Annotated in this window: 18 protein-coding genes; 8 read left to right on the forward strand and 10 right to left on the reverse strand. The window is 66.8% G+C overall.

Annotation, left to right across the window (positions count from 1 at the left end):
• Position 1: 1 nt before the first annotated feature.
• The 7 genes from F624_RS0114985 to F624_RS0115015 form a co-directional block, all read right to left on the reverse strand.
• On the reverse strand, positions 2 to 1,303 hold the full coding sequence (locus tag F624_RS0114985; RefSeq protein WP_027476774.1) for a DUF3422 family protein: 1,302 nt from the start codon (positions 1,301 to 1,303) through the stop codon (positions 2 to 4).
• A 166-nt stretch (positions 1,304 to 1,469) separates the two neighbouring features.
• Positions 1,470 to 2,981: a tripartite tricarboxylate transporter permease gene (locus F624_RS0114990; protein WP_019575135.1), complete on the reverse strand. Its 1,512-nt coding sequence runs from the start codon at positions 2,979 to 2,981 to the stop codon at positions 1,470 to 1,472.
• A 19-nt stretch (positions 2,982 to 3,000) separates the two neighbouring features.
• Positions 3,001 to 3,489 (reverse strand): tripartite tricarboxylate transporter TctB family protein, encoded by a 489-nt coding sequence (locus F624_RS0114995; RefSeq protein WP_019575136.1) that lies wholly within the window; start codon positions 3,487 to 3,489, stop codon positions 3,001 to 3,003.
• A 269-nt stretch (positions 3,490 to 3,758) separates the two neighbouring features.
• Positions 3,759 to 5,582, reverse strand: coding sequence for a type IV pilus assembly ATPase TfpB (gene tfpB, locus F624_RS0115000; protein ID WP_019575137.1), 1,824 nt, complete (start codon positions 5,580 to 5,582; stop codon positions 3,759 to 3,761).
• Between the two features lie 162 nt (positions 5,583 to 5,744).
• Positions 5,745 to 6,524, reverse strand: coding sequence for a class I SAM-dependent methyltransferase (locus tag F624_RS0115005; RefSeq protein WP_019575138.1), 780 nt, complete (start codon positions 6,522 to 6,524; stop codon positions 5,745 to 5,747).
• 69 nt (positions 6,525 to 6,593) lie between these two features.
• Positions 6,594 to 7,091 (reverse strand): DNA-deoxyinosine glycosylase, encoded by a 498-nt coding sequence (locus F624_RS0115010; RefSeq protein WP_019575139.1) that lies wholly within the window; start codon positions 7,089 to 7,091, stop codon positions 6,594 to 6,596.
• A complete protein-coding gene (locus F624_RS0115015) occupies positions 7,088 to 7,939 on the reverse strand; it encodes a TatD family hydrolase (protein ID WP_019575140.1) in 852 nt (283 codons plus the stop codon). Before F624_RS0115015 ends, F624_RS0115010 begins: the two co-directional genes overlap by 4 nt.
• Positions 7,940 to 8,066: 127 nt before the next feature.
• Between F624_RS0115015 and F624_RS0115020 the strand changes: the two genes are divergently transcribed.
• The 6 genes from F624_RS0115020 to F624_RS0115045 all read left to right on the forward strand — a co-directional run bounded on the left by F624_RS0115020 (position 8,067) and on the right by F624_RS0115045 (position 14,013).
• Entirely contained in the window at positions 8,067 to 9,083 is a 1,017-nt protein-coding gene (locus F624_RS0115020; RefSeq protein WP_031255097.1) for a S1C family serine protease, read from the forward strand.
• 29 nt (positions 9,084 to 9,112) lie between these two features.
• Positions 9,113 to 10,159 (forward strand): AAA family ATPase, encoded by a 1,047-nt coding sequence (locus tag F624_RS0115025; protein ID WP_019575142.1) that lies wholly within the window; start codon positions 9,113 to 9,115, stop codon positions 10,157 to 10,159.
• Positions 10,131 to 11,117 (forward strand): DUF58 domain-containing protein, encoded by a 987-nt coding sequence (locus F624_RS0115030; protein ID WP_019575143.1) that lies wholly within the window; start codon positions 10,131 to 10,133, stop codon positions 11,115 to 11,117. The genes F624_RS0115025 and F624_RS0115030 overlap by 29 nt, the downstream gene beginning before the upstream one ends.
• Positions 11,114 to 12,166: a VWA domain-containing protein gene (locus F624_RS0115035; protein WP_019575144.1), complete on the forward strand. Its 1,053-nt coding sequence runs from the start codon at positions 11,114 to 11,116 to the stop codon at positions 12,164 to 12,166. Before F624_RS0115030 ends, F624_RS0115035 begins: the two co-directional genes overlap by 4 nt.
• A 127-nt stretch (positions 12,167 to 12,293) precedes the next feature.
• Positions 12,294 to 13,253: a chemotaxis protein gene (locus F624_RS0115040; RefSeq protein WP_031255099.1), complete on the forward strand. Its 960-nt coding sequence runs from the start codon at positions 12,294 to 12,296 to the stop codon at positions 13,251 to 13,253.
• Between the two features lie 232 nt (positions 13,254 to 13,485).
• Complete coding sequence (locus tag F624_RS0115045; RefSeq protein WP_019575147.1) at positions 13,486 to 14,013, forward strand: hypothetical protein; 528 nt, start codon at positions 13,486 to 13,488, stop codon at positions 14,011 to 14,013.
• Between the two features lie 505 nt (positions 14,014 to 14,518).
• Here F624_RS0115045 and F624_RS0115050 read toward each other — a convergent pair.
• Genes F624_RS0115050 through F624_RS0115060 form a run of 3 tightly spaced genes read right to left on the reverse strand, consistent with a single transcriptional unit; the run spans position 14,519 to position 16,858 of the window.
• Positions 14,519 to 14,887, reverse strand: coding sequence for a hypothetical protein (locus tag F624_RS0115050; RefSeq protein ID WP_019575148.1), 369 nt, complete (start codon positions 14,885 to 14,887; stop codon positions 14,519 to 14,521).
• The gene (gene lolD / locus F624_RS0115055) at positions 14,884 to 15,609 is read right to left on the reverse strand and encodes a lipoprotein-releasing ABC transporter ATP-binding protein LolD (RefSeq protein ID WP_051107406.1); all 726 of its coding nucleotides are present in this window, start codon (positions 15,607 to 15,609) and stop codon (positions 14,884 to 14,886) included. The genes F624_RS0115050 and lolD overlap by 4 nt, the downstream gene beginning before the upstream one ends.
• Positions 15,602 to 16,858 carry a lipoprotein-releasing ABC transporter permease subunit gene (locus tag F624_RS0115060; protein ID WP_019575150.1) on the reverse strand — a complete coding sequence of 419 codons (1,257 nt, stop codon included), beginning with the start codon at positions 16,856 to 16,858 and terminating at the stop codon, positions 15,602 to 15,604. Before F624_RS0115060 ends, lolD begins: the two co-directional genes overlap by 8 nt.
• Positions 16,859 to 16,987: 129 nt before the next feature.
• On the opposite strand from F624_RS0115060, the gene F624_RS0115065 reads away from it, so the two are divergent.
• A complete protein-coding gene (locus tag F624_RS0115065; RefSeq protein WP_157443472.1) occupies positions 16,988 to 17,881 on the forward strand; it encodes a phosphoglycerate mutase in 894 nt (297 codons plus the stop codon).
• On the forward strand, positions 17,878 to 19,587 hold the full coding sequence (gene recJ / locus F624_RS0115070) for a single-stranded-DNA-specific exonuclease RecJ (protein WP_019575153.1): 1,710 nt from the start codon (positions 17,878 to 17,880) through the stop codon (positions 19,585 to 19,587). The genes F624_RS0115065 and recJ overlap by 4 nt, the downstream gene beginning before the upstream one ends.
• Positions 19,588 to 19,981: the final 394 nt, after the last annotated feature.

Below are 19,981 nucleotides of genomic sequence, written 5' to 3' on the forward strand. Positions count from 1 at the left end.
CTCAGTGGCCGTCGCTGCCCACGATGCGGTGGTGCAGGCGCCGCAGCGACCACCATACTGCCAGCAACACCACCGGAATGGCCAGCGCAGTGGTCGACTCCACACTCCAGGGCCAGCCCACCTTGGTGGCGCCCTTGGCCACGTAGCCCAGCAGACCGACGATGTAGTAGCTGATGGCGGCCACCGACAGCCCCTCCACCGTGGACTGCAGCTTCAGCTGCAGGCCCTGGCGCTGGTTCATGGTGGTGAGCAGGTCCTGGCTGCTTTGCTGCTGCTCGATCTCGACCCGGGTGCGCAGCAGGTTGCTGATGCGCGAGACCCGCTGTGAGAGCGCGTCCTGGCGGCGCGCCGCCCATTCACAGGTGCTGCGCGCCGGGGTGAGGCGGCGCTCCATGAACTCGCCAATGGTCTGCATGCCGGCCAGGCGCGATTCGGCGATGTCCTGGATGCGCTTGTCGACCAGCTCGAAATACGCGGCACTGGCCGAGAAGCGGCTGTGGGTGAGCGCGTACTGGCTTTCCACCTGGCCGGCCAGGCGGGTCAGGCGGTCCAGCAGCTCGGGCTCGTCGCGACGGGCCGCCACGCGGATGGATTCAGCCAGGGCGGCCAACTCGCGGTCGACCACGGCCAGCGCGGCGCCGGCCTCGCGGGCCACCGGCAGGCCCAGCAGGGCCGCCATGCGGTAGGTCTCGATCTCGAGCAGGCGCTGCACCAGGCGACCCAGGCGGCGCGGCGACAGGCTGCCGGCCAGCAGCAGCATGCGCGAGAAGCCATCGGGGTGGATGGCGAAATCGGTGTAGACCTCACCGTGCCCGTCGGCCACCTGGGAGGCCACCAGCGAATCCTCATGGAACAGCCGACGCACACGCTCCTCGGGGTCGCCCGCCGAAGCGGGTTGCACGATCAGGTGCATGGCGCAGAAAGAACGCCCGGGCAGGCCGGCCAGCCACTCCTGCGGCGCCAGCCCGACCGCCGTGGGCGGCTCGGCGCGGTCCAGGTCGGCCACCTCGAGGCTGCGGCTGAAGCTCCAGCTGACGAACTCGGTGTGCAGCTCCCAACGCAGGCGCCAGGGACCCAGGTCGGTGCGCAGGTGGGTGGTGCTGGCGTCGGGCAGGGCCTGGTGGTGGTTGCGCAGCAGGGCCGCCAGGTGTTCACGGCTGGCCTCGCGCTCGCGGGCATCGCAGGCCATGACCAGGTGCGAGATCACCAGCGGCGCCTGCAAGGCCTCGGGCGGACGGGCGTGGATCTCGTTGTGCAGCGCCACGCGCTGGGGATGTTGCGAAATGGGAAAGGGCAGCTTCATGCGTCTCTCTGGGTAGGCCGGCCCGGCCGGGACAGCCGGCATTGTGACGCATGCCAAAGGCGGGCCTCCCCCGATCCGCTTCGCCCATGAAAAACGGCACCCGAAGGTGCCGTTTGAACTTGGGGCCTGGGAGCCGCCGATGGCCGGCGCCCAGAAGCGGCCAGGATCAGTCTTCGACGAAGGCTTCCTCGCGCTTGTTCTTGACCGCAGGCAGCAGCACGATGACCAGCAGCAGCAGGGCCGCTGCCAGCAGACCGGCCGACAGCGGACGGGTCACGAACACGCTCCAGTCGCCACGCGACAGCAGCAGTGCACGGCGCAGGTTTTCTTCCATCATCGGGCCCAGGATGAAGCCCAGCAGCAAGGGGGCAGGTTCCACGCCCAACTTGTTGAACAGGTAGCCGATGAAGCCGAAGCCGCCCACCATCCAGATGTCGAAGGTGTTGTTGTTGGTGGAGTACACACCGATCGCGCAGAACAGCACGATGGACGGGAACAACCAACGGTAAGGCACGGTCAGCAGCTTGATCCAGATGCCGATCAGCGGCAGGTTCAAGATGATCAGCATGGCGTTGCCGATCCACATCGAGGCGATCAGGCCCCAGAACAACTCGGGGTTGCTGGTCATCACCTGCGGGCCCGGCTGGATGTTGTGGATGGTCATCGCACCCACCATCAGCGCCATCACCGCGTTGGGCGGGATGCCCAGCGTCAGCAGCGGGATGAAGGAGGTCTGTGCACCGGCGTTGTTGGCGGCCTCAGGGGCTGCCACACCGCGGATGTTGCCTTGGCCGAAGGGCACTTCGCCCGGACGCAGCTTGGTCTTCTTCTCGATGGTGTAGGCGGCAAACGCAGCCAGCAGTGCACCGCCACCGGGCAAGATGCCCAGGGCCGAACCCAGGGCGGTACCACGCAGCACCGCAGGGATCATGTTGCGGAAGTCTTCCTTGGTCGGGAACAGGCCTTCGACCTTGGCAGTGAACACTTCACGGTCCTCGTCCGACTGGGCGAGGTTGGTGATGATTTCGCCGTAACCGAACACGCCCATGGCGATGGCCACGAAGCCGATGCCGTCGGTGAGTTCAGGGATGTCGAAGCTGAAGCGGGCCACACCCGAGTTCACGTCGGTCCCCACCAAGCCCATCAGCAAGCCCAACACGATCATGGCCACGGCCTTGAGCAACGAGCCCGAAGCCAGCACCACGGCGCCGATCAGGCCCAGGATCATCAGCGAGAAGTATTCAGCCGGGCCGAACTTGAAGGCGACTTCGGTCAGCGGCGGCGCGAAGGCGGCCAGGATCAGGGTGCCCACGCAGCCGGCAAAGAACGAGCCCAGGCCCGCCGCGGCCAGCGCCGGCCCCGCACGGCCCTTGCGCGCCATCTGGTAGCCGTCGATCACGGTCACCACCGACGAGGATTCGCCCGGCAGGTTGACCAGAATGGCGGTGGTGGAGCCACCGTATTGAGCACCGTAGTAGATGCCGGCCAGCATGATCAGCGCGGCCACCGGGGGCAGCGCGTAGGTGGCGGGCAGCAGCATGGCGATGGTCGCCACAGGGCCGATGCCGGGCAGCACACCGATCAGGGTGCCCAGCAAACAGCCGACGAAAGCGTAGATCAGGTTCTGGCCCGTGAAGGCAACGCCAAAACCGAGCGCCAGGTTATTCAGCAAATCCATTTTTTGTACTCCTCAATGCTCAGCCGGTGATGAAACTGGGCCACACCGGGAACTGCAGCTTGAGCAGCACCACGAAAGCCAGGTAGCTGCCGATGGCCAGGATGGTGGACAGACCGAGCACGCCCTTGAGGCTGAACTCATTGCCCGCCAGGCTGGAGATGATGACCAGGGCATAGATGCCGAGGATCATGCCCATGGCCGGCAAGCCGATGCTGGGCAGACCGCCGAGCAGGATGCCGAACACGAAGTTGGCGGCCAGGATGAAGAACAGGGGCTTCCAGGCCCAGGCACCGATCTTGTCGCCGCCTTCGGTCTCGACCACCATCGCCTTGAAGGTGATGACGGACCCGATCAGCGCCAGCAGGATGCCCAGCATGAGGGGAAAGTACCCAGGGCCCATGCGTGCACCAGACCCCACGCTGTAGGTCGTGGCACCCCATGCGAACGCGACACCGACCACCATGAACATGAGACCGGCAAAAAAGTCTTTTTGACTTTTGATTTTCACGAAGTATCTCCTCGAAAGAATTTTTCGACTGGGCGATTGTGGTGTCTTTCATCAAGCTGTCTGATGTGGATATCACCTACCGAGTCACTGACGCAGCTCAAATCTGGAGCAACGGCGGATCAGAAAGGCGGATATCCAAGGGAAAACCCAAATTGACTCTGCAATGACAACACCAACATTCGAAGAAACGAGTGCGTGCCGCCCTACCCAGGGGTAGCAAAGCGCCGCGCCCTGGGCTGGGCGGGACGGTCAATACCGCTGTCGGCGGGTCAATCGAGAGGCGGTGTGGTGCTGAGCACTTCTTCGAGCGTGGTCAGGCCTTCGGCCACACGCAGTGCCCCGGCCAGGCGCAGGGGCCGCATGCCGTCGCTGACGCCCTGACGGCGCAGGGCATCGAGGCTGGGCTCGCGATTGACGCGGTCCTTGAAGGCCTCGCTGATGGAGAGCAGCTCGTACAGGCCCATGCGGCCCATGAAGCCGGTCATGCGGCAGTCCACGCAGCCCACCGGCTTGTAGGGGCGGTAGCCGCCGCCGGCATTGATCTTCCAGGGCTTGACGAAATCGGCCAGGGTGTCGGCGCTGAAGGACTCGTCAGGCTCTTTGCACTGGCGGCACAGGGTGCGCACCAGGCGCTGGGCCAACACGCCCAGCACGGTGGCATTGAGCAGGTAAGGGGGCACGCCCAGCTCCATCAGCCGGGTGACGGCCGAGGGTGCGTCGTTGGTGTGCAGGGTGGAGAACACCAGGTGGCCGGTGAGGGCGGCCTGCACCGCCATGTCGGCGGTCTCCAGGTCGCGGATTTCGCCCACCATGATGATGTCCGGGTCTTGCCGCATGAGCGAGCGCAGGCCCTCGGCAAAGCTGAAATCGAGCTGGGGCTGCACCTGGGTCTGGTTGAAGGCGGGCTCGATCATTTCGATCGGGTCTTCGATGGTGCAGACGTTGACCTCGTCGGTGGCGATGCGCTTGAGCGTGGAGTACAGCGTGGTGGTCTTGCCCGAGCCGGTGGGCCCGGTGACCAGGATGATGCCGTGGGGCCGACGGGTGAGCTGCTCCCAGCGCTGGGCATCGTGGGCCGAGAAGCCCAGGGCGTCCAGGTCTTTGACCGCCGTGTCAGGGTCGAAGATGCGCATCACCATCTTCTCGCCGAAGGCCGTGGGCAGGGTGGACAGGCGCATTTCCACCTCGTCGCCGCGCGGGTTGCGGGTCTTGATGCGGCCATCTTGCGGGCGCCGGCGCTCGACCACGTCCATGCGGCCCAGCAGCTTCACGCGCGCCACCATGGCGTTGAGCACCCCCATGGGCATCTGGTAGACGGAATGCAACACGCCATCGATGCGGAAGCGGATCACGCCCTGCTCGCGCCGGGGCTCCAGGTGGATGTCGCTGGCACGCTGGTCGAAGGCGTATTGCCACAGCCAGTCGACCACCCGCACCACGCCCTGGTCGTTGGCGTCGAGCTGCTTGTTGCTGCGGCCCAGCTCGACCAGTTGCTCGAAGCTGGCCGCATTGTTGTTGGCGCCGGCCTTCTGGGCGGCACGCACCGATTTGGCCAGGGCAAAGAACTCGGCGGTGAAGCGGTGGATCTCCAGCGGGTTGGCCACCACGCGCCGCACCCGGCGCCGGGACTGGCGCTCGACTTCGCTGATCCAGTCGGTCACGAAGGGCTCGGCGGTGGCCACCACCACCTCGCTGGCGGTGATCTGCACCGGCAGCACGCGGTGGCGCTCGGCATAGGCGGCGCTCATGGTCTCGGACACCTTGCCCACATCGACGCGCAGGGGGTCGATGCGCAGGTACTCGATGCCGGCGCGCCCGGCGATGTACTGGGTGAGCTCTTCCAGGTCCAAAGGGCGGCCATTGGAGGCCCGCAACATGGCCACGCTGGCCAGGCGCACCAGGGGGTGTTGCGCACTTTCGGCCTGGGAGCAGCGCGCCACGGTGCGTTCGGCCTGCTCGGCCGAGATCACGCCGTCGGCCCGCAGCCAGTCGACCACCCGGCGCCAGTCAAGCAGACCGATGTAGGGGATGGCGAGGCTGGCCGAGGGGGTGGGGCTGGCAGCGGTGGCGGAAGGGGGCGCGTTGGCACTCATGGCGGCTGGGGTCCGGTGATTCCGCCAAGCTGGGCGGCACATCCGCCAGCATACCGCGCCCGTCAATCGCCCGGGACACCGATGCCGTGCCGGTTCACCAAGCTGATTCGAAGCCTTTGCAAAGCCGTTGCGGCGGCTCGCCCCCAGGCGGGGCCCAGGATCTCAGGCGCGGCGCGACACCAGCGGCTTGAACACGCGCAGCCACTTGGTGGCCGGCAGGCCCCAGCGGCTCTGGATGAGTTCGGCGCGCTCCAGCAGCACCTCGCGCTTGGGGCGCGACGGGGTGCGCTGGGCCAGCACCACGGTGTTGCCTTCGCGGGTGGGCTTGAAAGCCCAGACGGCCTCGGCACCAAAGGCCTCGACCATCTTCTCGACGCTGCGCTCGTAGCTGGAGGAGCGGCCGAACAGGTTGACGGTCATGCAGGCGTCTTCGCTGAGCAGCTGGCGGCAATCGGCATAGAACTCGGCGCTGTCGAGCACCGGGGCAGCCGCCTCGTGGTCGTACAGGTCAACCTGCAGGGCGTCGACCACGCCATGCCACATGGGGTTGCGGATTTCTTCAGCGGCGTCAGCAATCACCACACGCAGCTTGCTGTCGTCGGGGGGCAGCTTGAACCAGCCACGGCAGGCATGCAGCACCTGGGGGTTGAGTTCGATGGCGGTGGTGGTGACCTTGAGCTTCTTGCGGCAGAACTTGGTCAGGGTGCCGGCGCCCAGGCCCAGTTGCATGGCATGGAAGCGGGTCAGGCGGGCCGGATCGGTGAACAGCAGCCAGGCCATCATGCGCTGCACGTACTCCAGCTCGATGTCGTAAGGGGCGTCCATCAGCATGGTGCCCTGGATCCATTCGGTGCCCAGGTGCAGGCTGCGCACGCCGTCCCAGTCCGAGAAATTGACTTCGGGCAGTTCGACGGGGGTGGGGGTGGATTTGCTGCGGGCCATGGCGGTGCGGGTGAAAAACGGTGCAGCACTGTAGCAGGCCGGCCCGGCGCATGAAGCTCAGGCCGCCACTCAGAGCAGCCCCGCCGCCTCGAAGGCCTCACGCCAGGCGGCCAGCTTGTGCGCCAGGGTCTGGGAGGCATTGGCCGGGCTGGTGGAAGGCAGGCGCCACACCGGCAGGCCCAGGGCCTGGGTGTGCCGCGCATGGCGAAAGCTTTCGCCCCCGTTGTGGGCAATGGCGCACAGGCTGGGGCAACGCTGGCGCAAGCTGGCCAGGTCATTGACCTGGGGGTTGCGGATGGCGCTGTCCAGGCTGCCCTGGCGCTCGCACGAGGCGTACACATCCCACAGCCCCAGGCCGCGCTGCTGCAGTTGCTGCAGACGATCGGGGTAGGCCAACGCCACCAGATCGCATTGCCACAGGGTGGACAGGATCTTCCAGAACTGGTTTTGCGGGTGCCCGTAGTACTGCTGCTGGGCCAGCGAACGGGCGCCCGGAAAGCTGCCCAGCACCAGCAGCCGGGTGCCCGCCCCCAGCACCGGGGGCAGGCCTGTGAGGCGCTCGCTCATGGTGCCGCCCCGGCCAGCAAGGGCTCGAGCCGGGGCAAGGCCGCGCAGGCATTGCGTGTGGTGGCCTCGGCCAGATCCGCCAGCGGCAGGCCGCGCAGCTCTGCCAGCACCTGCGCAATGCGGGGCAGTTCGGCCGGCGTGTTGCGCCCTTGGGGCAGGCCCGCGGCGCGCTCGGCCGCGGTGCGGTACAGCCAATGCGGCGGGATGTCGGGCGCATCGGTCTCCAGCACCAGGGCCTCCAGCGGCAGTTCGGTGGCCAGACGCCGCAGCTGCAAGGCCCGGTCGTAGGTGAGCGCCCCGCCAAAGCCCAGCTTGAAGCCCAGGTGCACAAAGGCCTCGGCCTGCTGGAAGCTGCCATTGAAGGCATGGGCGATGCCCCGCCAGGCCCCTGCCCCGGCCCCACCGATCGAGCGCAAGGCGGCCAGCAAGAGGTCGGCAGATCGCCGCACATGCAGGATCACCGGCAGATCGAACTGGCGCGCCAGGCGCAGCTGGGCCCGGTAGAAATGCTGCTGGCGTGCCATGTCCAGGCCCGGCACAAAACCATCCAGCCCGATCTCGCCCACCGCCACCAGGCGCGGGTCGGCCTGCGCAGCCTGCAGGGCCTGGGCGAGTTGGTCCAGATCGGTGTCGGCCGCCTGGGGGGTGTACAAGGGGTGGATGCCCAGGGCGTAGCTGTCGCCATGCCGGTGGGCCAGGCGGCGCACGGCCTCGAAATGGGCCACCGCGACCGCGGGCAGAACGCAGTGCCCCACCCCGGCGGCACGGGCCTGCTGGCGCACGGGGTCAACGTCGGCGGCCAGCTCGGGGGCATCCAGGTGGCAATGGGTGTCTAGCCAGAACAACATGGGCCCGATGATGCCTGAAGCGCCATGGCCTTGCGGCCTGCGCACGCCGTGCAGCCGCCGGCAAAGCATGCTAAGGTTTTGCCCAGGCGCCGACATCGTGCCGACGCCCCAGGACACAGGTGACCCCATGCGCAGGCCCGCCTTGTACATCCCACCCCGGCCCAGCGCCACCACCCAGGCCCAGGAGCCCCTGCCGGCCCCAGCGGACGTCTCACGGCCGAGCGCCGTGTCCCGGGCGACCGAAGCCCCTGCAGCCCGTGGTGAAGCCGCATCAACCTCACCAACCCCGACTGCCCCCGCCCCGCCTGCCCGACGGCCCCCCTGGCGCCGCCATGCACCAGCCTGGATCAGCGCCATCGCCCTGTTGCTGGCCGGCTTGCTGCTGGGTTGGCAGTTGGCGAGCAGGCCCCAGGCCCTGACGCAGCACGACATCGATGCCGCCGTGCGGCACAGCCTGGAAACCCAGCCCCTGCGCTCCCCCGTGGCGCAGGCTGCGGAGCGGGTGGCCCCCTCGGTGGTGCGGGTGGTGGGCTTTGGCCATGATGGGGCCGACCGCCCTGCACACAGGGGCAGCACCCGGGGCCGCGCACAGGGCCGGGACGAACGCGAGACCAGCGTGGGCACCGGCGTGGTGCTGGTGGACAGCGGTCTGATCCTGACCAACCTGCATGTGGTCAAGGGGGCCGAGCGCATCGGCCTGGTGTTCAGCGACGGCTTGAGGGCCGGGGCCACCCTGGTGGCGAGCCGACCGGAGCAGGACCTGGCCGTGCTGCAGGCCAGTCGCATCCCCGACGATCTGGTGGCCGCCACACTGGCCAGCAGCACCAGCCTGCGCCTGGGCGACATGGTGGGCGTGATCGGCTTTCCCTACGGCATCGGGCCCTCGGTGTCGGCCGGGGTGGTGTCGGGGCTGGAGCGCGAGTTCGAGTCACCCCAGGGGCGCCACACCCTGAACCACATGATCCAGTTCGATGCGGCGGCCAACCCGGGCAACTCCGGCGGCCCCCTGTTCACGGCCCAGGGCGAGGTGGTGGGCATCGTGACGGCCATCCTCAACCCCGGCCCGGCGAAGACCTTCATCGGCATCGGCTTTGCCGTGCCGATCGAGAGCGCCGCCACTGCCGCCGGCATGCCCCCTTTCTAAACCCACCCGCCAGGCCAAGGAACCCGCCCATGCATGCCCCACCCCTACCCGAGATGGCCCCCGACACCGACACCGACACCGACACCGACACCGCAAGCTTGATGGAACAGATCCTGTACGAGGTCAAGCGGGTGGTGGTCGGGCAGGACCGGTTCCTGGAACGCGTGATGGTGGCGTTGCTGGCCCAGGGCCATCTGCTGGTGGAGGGCGTGCCCGGCCTGGCCAAGACCCTCACGGTGAAGACGCTGGCGCAGACGCTGCAAGGCCAGTTCAAGCGCATCCAGTTCACGCCCGACCTGATGCCGGCCGACCTGGTGGGCACCCGGCTGTTCAACCCGCGCAACGGGGAGTTCAGCACGGCCCTGGGCCCGGTGTTCACCCACCTGCTGCTGGCCGACGAGATCAACCGGGCGCCCGCCAAGGTGCAAAGCGCCCTGCTGGAGGTGATGCAGGAGCGCCAGGTCACCCTGGCCGGCGAGACCCACCGGGTGCCCAGCCCCTTTCTGGTGATGGCGACCCAGAACCCGATCGAGACCGAGGGCACCTACCCCCTGCCCGAGGCCCAGCTGGACCGCTTCATGATGAAGGTGCACATCGGCTACCCCAGCGACGAGGAAGAATTGGCCATCGTGCAGCGGGTGATCGCCCCGCCAGTGATCGTGCAGCCGGTGGCCCGCATGGAGGCGCTGGTGGCATTGCAGGCCGCCTGTCGGCAGGTGTACCTGGACCCGGCGCTGCTGCAGTACGCGGTGCGGCTGGTGTCGGCCACACGCCAGCCGGCACGGCACGGACTGCCCGAGCTGCAGGCCTGGCTGAGCGCCGGGGCCAGCCCCCGGGCCACGATCGCGCTGGCCGAAGGCGCGCGGGCATTGGCCCTGATGCGCGGGCGGCGCTACGCCCTGCCCGAAGACCTGACGGACCTGGTGCCCGAGGTGCTGCGCCACCGCCTGACCCTGTCGTATGAAGCCCTGGCCGAAGGGCACAGCCCCGACAGCCTGATCAGCCGCCTGATGGGCCGTGTGAGCCCGCCACCCCGAGTGCTGCAACATGACGCCCCGACCGTCAGCTCGCTCTGAGCCCTCCGAACCGGCCAGCCCGGGGCCTGCCCAGCTGAACCTGGACTGGCCTGCACTGAAGCGCCTGCACGGCTGGCGGCCAGGGCCTTACCTGAGCCTGTTGCGCGGCAGCGGCCTGGACTTGGCGGACCTGCGCGAATACCAGCCCCATGACGAGGTGCGGCACATCGACTGGAACGCCACGGCCCGCCTGCAGACCCCCCATGTGCGGCTGTTCCATGAAGAGCGCGACATGAGCGCCTGGTTTGTGCTGGACCAGAGCGGCTCGATGCAGTTCGGCTCAGGCCAGCTCAGCAAGGCCGCCTTGGCGCACAGCCTGATCTGGGGCCTGGCCTCCCCCTGGCTGCGCCAAGGCCACCGGGTGGGGGCCCTGACCTTCAATGAACACAGCCCCCAGGGCCTGCGCCAAAGCCCACGCGCCCTGGGCGGGCGGCAGGGGGCCGCGCAGCTGCGCCATGCCCTGAGCCGGGTGCCGGGCAGCCTGCGCGCCAGTTCACCTCCTGAAAAAGCCACACGCACCCAAACCCTGGCGCGGGCTCTGCACCAGGCCGGTGCGACGCTGCACCGGCGCGCCACCGTGCTGGTGCTGAGCGATTTCCAGGAGCAGACCGACTGGGAGCCCGCTCTGGGCCGCCTGGCCCAGCGGCACGATGTGGTGGCCATGCAATTGCTGGACCCCCTGGAACAGGCACTGCCGGACCTGGGCCTGCTGCATCTGCTGGATGCCGAAAGCGGCACCACCTTGTGGGTGGACAGCCGCGACCGTGCGCTGCGCGCGCGCTTTGCCCAGGCCGCCGCCGAACGCGATGCCCGCCTGCGCGAGGCCTTTGCCCGCGCCGGTGTGGATGCGCTGGCGCTGAGCACGGCGGCGGATTGGGTGAGCGAATTGCGGCGCTTCGTGCGGCTGCGCAGCGGCCTGCCCGCCCAGCCCCCTCTGCCGCAGGAGGCCGCTGCATGAGCTTTCTGTGGCCTCAGATGTTGTGGCTGCTGGCCTTGTGCCCGCTGACCGTGGCGGCTTACGTGTGGCTGCTACGCCGCCGCACCGCCACCCTCCGTTACCCAGGGCTGGGGCTGTTGCAACAGGCCATGGGGCCGGGCCGGCGCTGGCGCCGCCACCTGCCCCCCACCCTGCTGCTGCTGGCCTGGGCCGTGCTGTTGCTGGCTGCCGCACGGCCCGTGGCCCGGATCAGCCTGCCCAGCGAACAACAGACCTTGCTGCTGGTGATGGACGTGTCGGGCAGCATGCGCGCCACCGACGTCAAACCCAACCGGCTGGTGGCGGCCCAGGAGGCGGCCAAGGCCTTCATCCGCAGCCTGCCCCGGCAGGTGCGTGTGGGCATCGTGGCCTTTGCCGGCAGCGCCCAGCTGGCCCAGGCGCCCACCCGCAACCACGAGGACCTGTTCCAGGCCATCGAGGGCTTTCAGCTGCAGCGGGGCACGGCCACCGGCAATGGCCTGGTGGTGGCGCTGGCCACGCTGTTCCCGCAGGCGGGCATTGACCTGGCGCACTGGGGCGCTGGCGGCCCTGGGGGGGCGGGTGCCGTGACGGCGACCCCGCTGGGCAGCCGTGGGGCCGCCAACCCGCCGCCGTGGCAGCCCGTGCCTGCAGGCTCTTACACCTCGGCAGCGATCATCATGTTGACGGACGGCCAGAGAACCACCGGGGTGGACCCCCTGGAGGCCGCCCGGCTGGCGGCCGAGCGCGGGGTGCGCGTGTACACCGTGGGGGTGGGCACGGTGGACGGCGAGACCGTGGGTTTCGAAGGCTGGTCGATGCGGGTGCGGCTGGACGAGGAGACGCTGAAGGCGGTGGCAGCGCGCACCCAGGGGGAGTACTTTCATGCGGCCTCGGCCGAGGCCTTGCACCAGGTCTATGAAAACCTGAGCTCACGGCTGGCACTGGAGACGCACGAGACCGAGATCAGCGCCTTGCTGGCCTTGGCGGCGGCGGCGCTGGTCCTGCTGGCTACGGGTTTGTCCTTAGTCTGGTTCGGCCGCGTGGCTTGAAACCCACTGTTGCCACCTGAGTCAGCGCAAGCCGGGCCGGGAAACCCAGACAAGCTAACACTCTGGCTCCCCACGGCGCAAAGTTGGGACTAGACTGTGTTTTTCTTTGTCACAAGTGGAAATCGCCATGACCTCAGAAGCCCAACGAGAGATCGACGAGCGCACCAATCTGACCAGCAGCAACAAGTTTGAACTGCTGCTGTTCCGCCTGGGCAAGGATGCTCATGGGGACAAGTCTGAGCTGTTCGGCATCAATGTGTTCAAAGTGCGCGAGATCGTGGAGATGCCCAAGATCACCGCCATCATCGGGGCCGCCAAGGGCGTGCTGGGGGTGGTGAACCTGCGCGGCCAGGTGATCCAGGTGATCGATCTGCCCTTCATCGTGGGGTGCCAGCCGGTGACCGGCCTGAACATCATGCTGGTGGCCGAGTTTGCGCGCCACACCATCGCCTTTGCGGTGGAAGCGGTGGAAGAGATCGTGCGCCTGGACTGGACCCAGGTGCTGGCGGCCGAGGGCAATGCCGCCTCGGGCATGGTGACCAGCATCGCCCGCCTGGACGGCGATGTAGACAACACCCGCCTGGTGCAGGTGCTGGATGTGGAAGCCATCCAGCGCCGCGTCAGCCCCACGCCCGACCAGGAAGTGAACCCCGGCACCATCGGCCCCTCGCTGAACCTGCGCCCTGGCAGCGTGGTGCTGGCCGCCGACGATTCGCCCATGGCCCGCACGCTGATGGAAAAGAGCCTGGAAGCCATGGGGGCCCCTTTTGTGATGACGCGCAGCGGCAAGGAGGCCTGGGAGACGCTGCAACGCATCGAAGCCGATGCACGCAAGGAAGGCCTGACCATCCGAGACAAGGTGGCCCTGGTGCTGACCGACCTGGAAATGCCGGAGATGGACGGCTTCACCCTCACGCGCAACATCAAGCAGGACGTTCGCTTCAGCGGCCTGCCGGTGGTGATCCACTCCTCGCTGTCCGGCACGACCAACGAGGATCACGTGAAGAGCGTGGGCGCCGACGCCTATGTGGCCAAATTTGCCCCCGCCGAACTGGCCCAGGTGCTGCGCTCGGTGATGAGCCGCTGAGGTCTGCGAGGGGGCCACTGATCTGCCCCCGTGCGCGAGACTGTTTGATTTTTGTGCATCCAGCCCCGTCGCCCTGGGGTTGATGTCTACCTTGTTGCGGCTGCCACACCGGCCGCCCTGCTCCTGATGATCCTGGGGCGGGCTCTCATCGACACAGAGGACTTGGCCCATGCCCCCCGAAAGAACACACTCCTGGCCCCTGTGGGGCTTTTTCGTTTTGAGCAGCGCCCTCTTGAGCGCCTGTGATGGCGTGGGCTCCGACGCCCCGATTGGTGGCACGCTGAGCGGGCTGGCCAGTGGCCAGCAGATCGTGCTGCAAAACAATGCCAGTGACGACTTGACGCTGACGCGCAATGGCGACTTTCGGTTTGACACCCGCCTGAAGGCCGGTGACCGCTACAGCGTGAGTGTGCTCACCCAGCCTGCGGGCGTGACCTGCAGCGTGAGCAATGGCAGCGGCAGGGTGAACAGCCGAGGTGATGGCGTGTTTGGCGTGAAGGTGGCCTGCGATACCGGACCCTCGCTGGGCGGCAACCTGTCCGGGCTGCAAACGGGTACCAGCGTGACGCTGGCGAGCAATGGCATGTCGCTGGTACTGACGCAGAACGGCTTCTTCCAGTTCAAGAATTCACTGCCCGCCGGCACGCCCTACCAGGTGGTGGTGGCGCAACAGCCGCTGCAAGGCCAGTGCAGCGTGAGCAATGGCAGCGGCAGCATTGTGGCGGGCAAGCTTTCGCTGGTGAATGTGGCCTGTCAGTGACAGGGATGAGTGACCAGGGGTCAAGCCTCTGGCTCAACCGCCGATAAGCATGAAAGGCGCTCGGTTTGAACACCGGCTCAAAGATCCGAAATGCAGGGTGATCACCCCTCTTTTCCGAAGATCACCCGAATGTGAAGAGCAGACCATGGAGGCACGTGTTCCTGCGTCATGACCGCGCTCACCCGGGGGTGACGGGTGAGGCAGGCCCCACGGTCCATGCCATGAACATCCTGAGACTCCGCATCCGGCCTGACGCGCCCATCAACCTGCATGCCCCGCTGATTCGGCAGGCGCCTTCCGTGGTCACGGTGAGCCACCGTGTTCAAGGCGCAGCCAACAGGGCCCAGGCCCAGGAGGCACCCGAACCGGCCCAGACGTCACCGTCAGTGACCGCCCATGGCGGGCCGGACGCTTTGTCTGCCGCAGCCTGAGGTGCCGCGTCGGGCCTTCGCCAGCGGCCATGGCCCATGCCGCCACCCGCGATCTGCATCGGTCGCGATCCTGCTCACAGATGGAATTGCTGCCGCAAGGCCTCGGCAAAGCTGGCGCTGCCACTCAGTGAGAGGGTGATGGTGCGACGCACCAGTTCATCCGTGGAGGCCTCACTCGAGACCAACAGCCCGGGTGCATGAAGGTCGACCGCCAGCATGCGTGCAGGCTGGGTCTCGCACCAGGCCTGCAGATCCACATCCCACTCGCCGCCCTCGTCCATGGGCCTTTCAGGGCCGAAGTGCTGTCTGGCCCAATTCAGAACTGCGCCCACCTCGGCAAGCACCAGGTGCTGTTGCTCGGGCCAGACCGACGCCATGGCATCGAAGGTGACGGCTTCATCGGTGTCTTCGCTGCAGTCGAAGTCCAGCCAATCGAGCGTCATGCAGGCACCCCCGTGGCCTGGCCCGTGCGCTCCTCGGCCAGGCAACCCCGGACCAGGCGCATCTGACGGGCGCAACGGGCCGCCAGCGTTTCATCGTGGGTGACCATGACAAAGGCCGTGCCCTGATCGCGGGCCAGTTGCAGCATCAGCTGAAAGACCTGCTCAGCGGTCCCCCGATCCAGGTTGCCCGTGGGCTCATCGGCCAGCACACAGGCGGGCTGGGCCACCAGGGCCCGGGCGATGGCCACCCGCTGGCGCTCGCCCCCCGAGAGTTCTGCCGGGCGGTGGTGCAAGCGATCGGCCAGGCCCACAGCCTCGAGCATGCGGCGCGCCGCCTCCGAAGAAACGGCCGCAGCCTCACGACGGATGCGCAAGGGCATGGCCACATTGTCCAGGGCGCTGAACTCAGGCAGCAGGTGGTGAAACTGGTAGACGAAGCCCAGGTGCTGGTTGCGCAATCGCCCCTGGGTGGCGGGGTCGAGTTGCGACAGGGGTTGGCCCATGAGGCTGACATCGCCGGCGCTGGGGGCATCGAGCCCGCCCAGCAGGTGCAGCAGCGTGCTCTTGCCCGAACCGGAGGCCCCCACGATGGCCACGGTGTCGCCGGCGTGAATGCTGAGGTCCACCCCTTGCAGCACATGGACATCCAGCCGACCCTCGGTGAAGCGCTTGCTCAGGCCCCGGGCCTGCAGCACGGGAGTGGATGGGGTCGGATCACTCATAGCGAAGGGCCTCGGCAGGGTTGACTCGGCTGGCTCGCCAGCTGGGGTAGAGGGTGGCCACAAAGGCCAGCAACAGCGAGATCAGGGTGATGGGCAGGATGTCGCCCTGCTGCGGATCACTGGGCATGCGGCTGATGAGGTAGATGTCCTTGGGCAGAAAGCTGGCATGAAAGGCTTGCTCGATGGCGGGCACGATCACATCGATGTTGCAGGCAATGGCCAGGCCCAGCACCAGACCCGCCAAAGTACCGATCACGCCCACCATGGCGCCTTGCACCACAAAGATCCCCATGATGCTGGCCGGGCTGGCCCCCAGGGTGCGCAGGATGGCAATGTCGGCACGCTTGTCGGTGACGGTCATGACCAGGGTGCTGACCAGGTTGAAGGCGGCCACGGCCACGATCAAGGTCAGGATGATGAACATCATGCGTTTTTCAAGCTGTACCGCGGCAAACCAGCTTTTGTTCTGGCGTGTCCAGTCGCTGATCAGCAGATCGCCGCTCAGGCTGCCGGCCAGTTGCTGGGCCACTTCGCGGGCCTGGTGCAGATCGCGGATGCGCAGGCGGATACCGGTCGGCCCCTCCAGGCGGAAGATGCGCTGGGCATCTTCGATGTGCAGCATGGCCAGGGTGGAGTCGTACTCATAGTGGCCGGAGTCAAAGGTGCCCACCACGGTCATCTGCTTGAGGCGGGGCACCACACCTGCCGGGGTGACCTGGCCGGACGGCGCGATCAAGGTCACCGGGTCGCCGGTGCGCACGCCCAGGCTGCGCGCCAGATCCGCGCCCAGCACAATGCCGAATTGCCCGGGCACCAGCCGTTGCAGCACTTCTTGCTTGAGGGCGGAGTCCAGGTCGGCCACCTCGGGCTCGCGTTGCGGGTCGATGCCACGCACGATGGCACCCTTCATGGTGTCGCCGCGGGCCAGCAAGGCCTGCACCGCGATGAAAGGGGCGGCGCCCAGCACCTCGGGGTGGCGTCTGGCCTCCTGCAAGGTCCGAGAGGGGTCAGGCAGCGCATCGCCTTGGGGCGTGAAGATCTCGATGTGAGCCACCACGCTGAGCATGCGGTCGCGGACTTCCTTCTGGAAGCCGTTCATGACCGACAAGACAATGATCAGGGCCGCCACGCCCAGCGCAATGCCCAGCATGGAGACCCCGGAGATGAAGGAGATGAAGCCGTTGCGCCGGGTGGCACGGCCGGCGCGGGTGTATCGCCAGCCCAAGGCCAATTCGTAAGGGATTTGCATGGAGCCGAGATTGTGGCATCCCGGACAATACACCCCATGTCAGAACCGAATATCGTCAGCCGAACGCTGCGGCTCATCGTGCCATACGCCCATTGCTCCGCCGAGGGGAGCCATCAGGCGCTTGCTCAGTTGGAACTGCCCAACCTGCTTCAATTGAGCCGCCTGCTTCGCCCAGGAGCCCGGCGCCCCCTGGAAGAAGACAGCCCCGCGCTGCCCCATGAATGTGCCCTGGCCCATGCCCTGGGCTTGCCCGAGGGTGAATCGTTGGACGCAGCGCCGACACCTTGGGCTGCTTGGGACGCCTTGCAATGGCTGGGCGCAGGCACACGGGAACTCGCCTGGGCCTGGATCAGCCCCTGCCACTGGCAGGTGGGCAGCAGCCACATCGCCATGGGCGACCCGCGGGCATTGGGCTTGGACGATGCCGAATCACGTGCACTGCTCGACATCCTGGCGCCGTTCTTCAAGGACGACGGCATCGAACTGCACTACCGCAGCCCGGACCGTTGGCTGGCAAGTGGTGAAGTCTTTCGCCCATTGCGCGCGGCCAGCCTGGACCGGGTGATCGGGCGCTCGATTGACACCTGGATGCCCCAGGGCCCGTCCGCCAATCAGCTCAGGCGTCTGCAGACCGAAACCCAGATGCTCTTGTACACCCATGCTTTCAGCGAGGCTCGCCAAGGCCGCGGCGCACAAGCCATCAACTCTTTCTGGATCAGTGGCTGTGGCGCCCTTCCGAAGGGATGGCAGGCACCACAGGAGTTGCCTCAGGTGGTGGATGACTTGCGCCAACCCGCCTTGACAGGCGACTGGGGCGCCTGGGCTGCGACATGGAAGCGATTGGACGCGGGGCCTGTGGCCGAATGGCTCAGGGCCGCACGGCAAGGCACGGGCCTCGAGCTGACGCTGTGCGGTGAACTGGCCCTGCAGAGTTGGCACGGCCCGAGAAATGGTTGGCTGTCCAAGCTGGCGGGACAGTGGCAGGGCTCAAACACATTCAGGCAAGCCCTGGCATCACTATGAAAATCCTTCAACGAGACATTCCCCCGCGCGCCTGTTGGGCGCTGGAGCAGGCCGGCATCCACCCTCTTCTGGCACGCCTCTATGCCGCGCGCGGCGTTCAGAACAAGGAGGAGTTGGACGACGGACTGGCCCACTTGCTGCCGCCCCAGACCCTGAAAGGCGCTCAGGAAGCTGCGCAACTGCTGGCAGACGCCATCACAGCCGATCTGAGTCTTTGCGTCGTGGCGGACTACGACTGCGATGGCGCCACAGCCTGCGCCGTGGCCCTGCGCGGACTGCGTGCCCTGGGCGCGACGCAGGTGGACTACCTGGTGCCGGATCGGGTCATTGATGGCTATGGCCTCACCGCGCCCATTGCAGAGCGCGTGAAGGCCATGGGTGCCGACGTGTTGATCACGGTGGACAACGGTATTGCCAGCATGGAAGGTGTGGCGCGCGCCAGAGAACTGGGCCTGCAAGTATTGATCACCGATCACCACCTACCTGGTGGCGAAATACCGAATGCGCAGGTCATCGTCAACCCGAATCAGCTGGGATGCGAATTCGCCAGCAAATCGATGGCGGGGGTCGGCGTGCTGTTTTATGTCTTGCTGGCCCTGCGCGCCGAACTCCGACGCCGTGGGGCGTATACCGATCGCCCCCAGCCCAAGCTGGATGACCTGCTGCCGCTTGTGGCGCTGGGTACGGTGGCCGACGTGGTGAAGCTGGATGAAAACAACCGGCGGCTGGTGGCGCAGGGCCTCAAGCGGATCCGAGCGGGGGCCATGCCCGCCGGTGTAGAGGCCTTGTTTCGGGCCGCAGTGCGGGATGCACGAAAGGCCACGACCTTTGACTTTGGCTTTGCGCTGGGGCCCCGCATCAATGCAGCGGGCAGGCTGTCGGACATGACGGTCGGTATCGAGTGCCTTGTGACAGACGATTCAGGGCGGGCCGATGAATTGGCCAAACTGCTCGACAGCATCAATCGCGAGAGACGCGACATCGAGGGTGGCATGCGCGAACAGGCATTCACCATCGCTGAAACCCTGTTTGAAGAAGGGCAAGCCGCGCCGTCTGCCATCAGCGTGTTCGATCCTGATTTCCACGAAGGCGTGGTCGGCATCGTGGCCTCCCGCATCAAGGACAAGCTTCACCGCCCTACTTTCGTGTTTGCAGCCAGCGCGGCACCTGGACGGGAACATGAACTCAAAGGATCCGGTCGTTCCATCCCCGGCTTCCACCTGCGCGATGCGCTCGATTTGGTGGCCAAGCGGCATCCAGGCGTGCTGTTGAAATTTGGCGGACATGCCATGGCTGCAGGTTGTTCAATCGCCCGGGAGCACTTCGAGACCTTCTCTCAAGCGCTGGCCCAGGTGGCAGACGAGTGGCTGGATGCAGCCACCTTGACCCGACGCCTGGACACAGATGGCCCCTTGGCTCCCGAGTACCGTCGTGCCGATGTGGTGGACACCCTGCATCGCGAGGTGTGGGGACAAGGCTTTGCCCCTCCTACCTTCAGCGAAGAACTGGAGGTTGTCTCGCAAAGACTGGTGGGTGAAAAGCACCTGGCGCTGAAATTGAAACACCAGGGCGATGCCGTTGATGGCATCTGGTTTGGACACACCGAGCCATTGCCCAAGCGAGTGAAGCTCGCGTTCCGACTGGATGCAGACGAATGGCAAGGGGTGCGCAGGGTGCGCTTTCTGGTCGAAGGTGCTGAGTTGTGAGCTTGCTGCGCCTTGCGCTCATTCCGAGCTTGGAGCCACCTGCCCTGGCTTTACGTCCCCTGAGCCGATAACAGTCGTGTCCTGAGGCCCCGATGAGGGATTTGAAACGGGCTCACGCCCGACCCAATGGGCAGGGGCATGCATTCATGCGGCGGGTAGATCATCAACCTGCTTGTTCTCGGTCGACCTGCAAGGGCGGCGGCTGGGCCGAGGCTACGTGGAGCTGACGGGGTACGGTCAGGCGCTGAGGCTATAAGGAGTCGCGTGGGGAAGGTGTGCTGAGGAATTGAATTCTGAGGTTGAGGAATTCAATGAGTTTTCGATCCCGCAAAGACAAAACCCCCGCCAGTTGCCTGGAGGGGGTTTTGAGGGCTGTAAGAGCCTGACGATGACC

The organism is Curvibacter lanceolatus ATCC 14669 (assembly GCF_000381265.1).
Taxonomy (GTDB): Bacteria; Pseudomonadota; Gammaproteobacteria; order Burkholderiales; family Burkholderiaceae_C; genus Curvibacter; species Curvibacter lanceolatus.

Excerpts from the sequence above, each read along its gene's own strand:
- F624_RS0114990 (WP_019575135.1), bottom strand. The coding sequence starts at position 2,981 with ATGGATTTGCTGAATAACCTGGCGCTCGGTTTTGGCGTTGCCTTCACG.
- F624_RS0115020 (WP_031255097.1), top strand. The coding sequence starts at position 8,067 with ATGCGCAGGCCCGCCTTGTACATCCCACCCCGGCCCAGCGCCACCACC.
- F624_RS0115050 (WP_019575148.1), bottom strand. The coding sequence starts at position 14,887 with ATGACGCTCGATTGGCTGGACTTCGACTGCAGCGAAGACACCGATGAA.
- tfpB (WP_019575137.1), bottom strand. The coding sequence starts at position 5,582 with ATGAGTGCCAACGCGCCCCCTTCCGCCACCGCTGCCAGCCCCACCCCC.
- F624_RS0115040 (WP_031255099.1), top strand. The coding sequence starts at position 12,294 with ATGACCTCAGAAGCCCAACGAGAGATCGACGAGCGCACCAATCTGACC.
- F624_RS0114985 (WP_027476774.1), bottom strand. The coding sequence starts at position 1,303 with ATGAAGCTGCCCTTTCCCATTTCGCAACATCCCCAGCGCGTGGCGCTG.
- F624_RS0115010 (WP_019575139.1), bottom strand. The coding sequence starts at position 7,091 with ATGAGCGAGCGCCTCACAGGCCTGCCCCCGGTGCTGGGGGCGGGCACC.
- F624_RS0115060 (WP_019575150.1), bottom strand. The coding sequence starts at position 16,858 with ATGCAAATCCCTTACGAATTGGCCTTGGGCTGGCGATACACCCGCGCC.
- lolD (WP_051107406.1), bottom strand. The coding sequence starts at position 15,609 with ATGAGTGATCCGACCCCATCCACTCCCGTGCTGCAGGCCCGGGGCCTG.
- F624_RS0115035 (WP_019575144.1), top strand. The coding sequence starts at position 11,114 with ATGAGCTTTCTGTGGCCTCAGATGTTGTGGCTGCTGGCCTTGTGCCCG.
- F624_RS0115030 (WP_019575143.1), top strand. The coding sequence starts at position 10,131 with ATGACGCCCCGACCGTCAGCTCGCTCTGAGCCCTCCGAACCGGCCAGC.
- recJ (WP_019575153.1), top strand. The coding sequence starts at position 17,878 with ATGAAAATCCTTCAACGAGACATTCCCCCGCGCGCCTGTTGGGCGCTG.
- F624_RS0115025 (WP_019575142.1), top strand. The coding sequence starts at position 9,113 with ATGCATGCCCCACCCCTACCCGAGATGGCCCCCGACACCGACACCGAC.
- F624_RS0115005 (WP_019575138.1), bottom strand. The coding sequence starts at position 6,524 with ATGGCCCGCAGCAAATCCACCCCCACCCCCGTCGAACTGCCCGAAGTC.
- F624_RS0115015 (WP_019575140.1), bottom strand. The coding sequence starts at position 7,939 with ATGTTGTTCTGGCTAGACACCCATTGCCACCTGGATGCCCCCGAGCTG.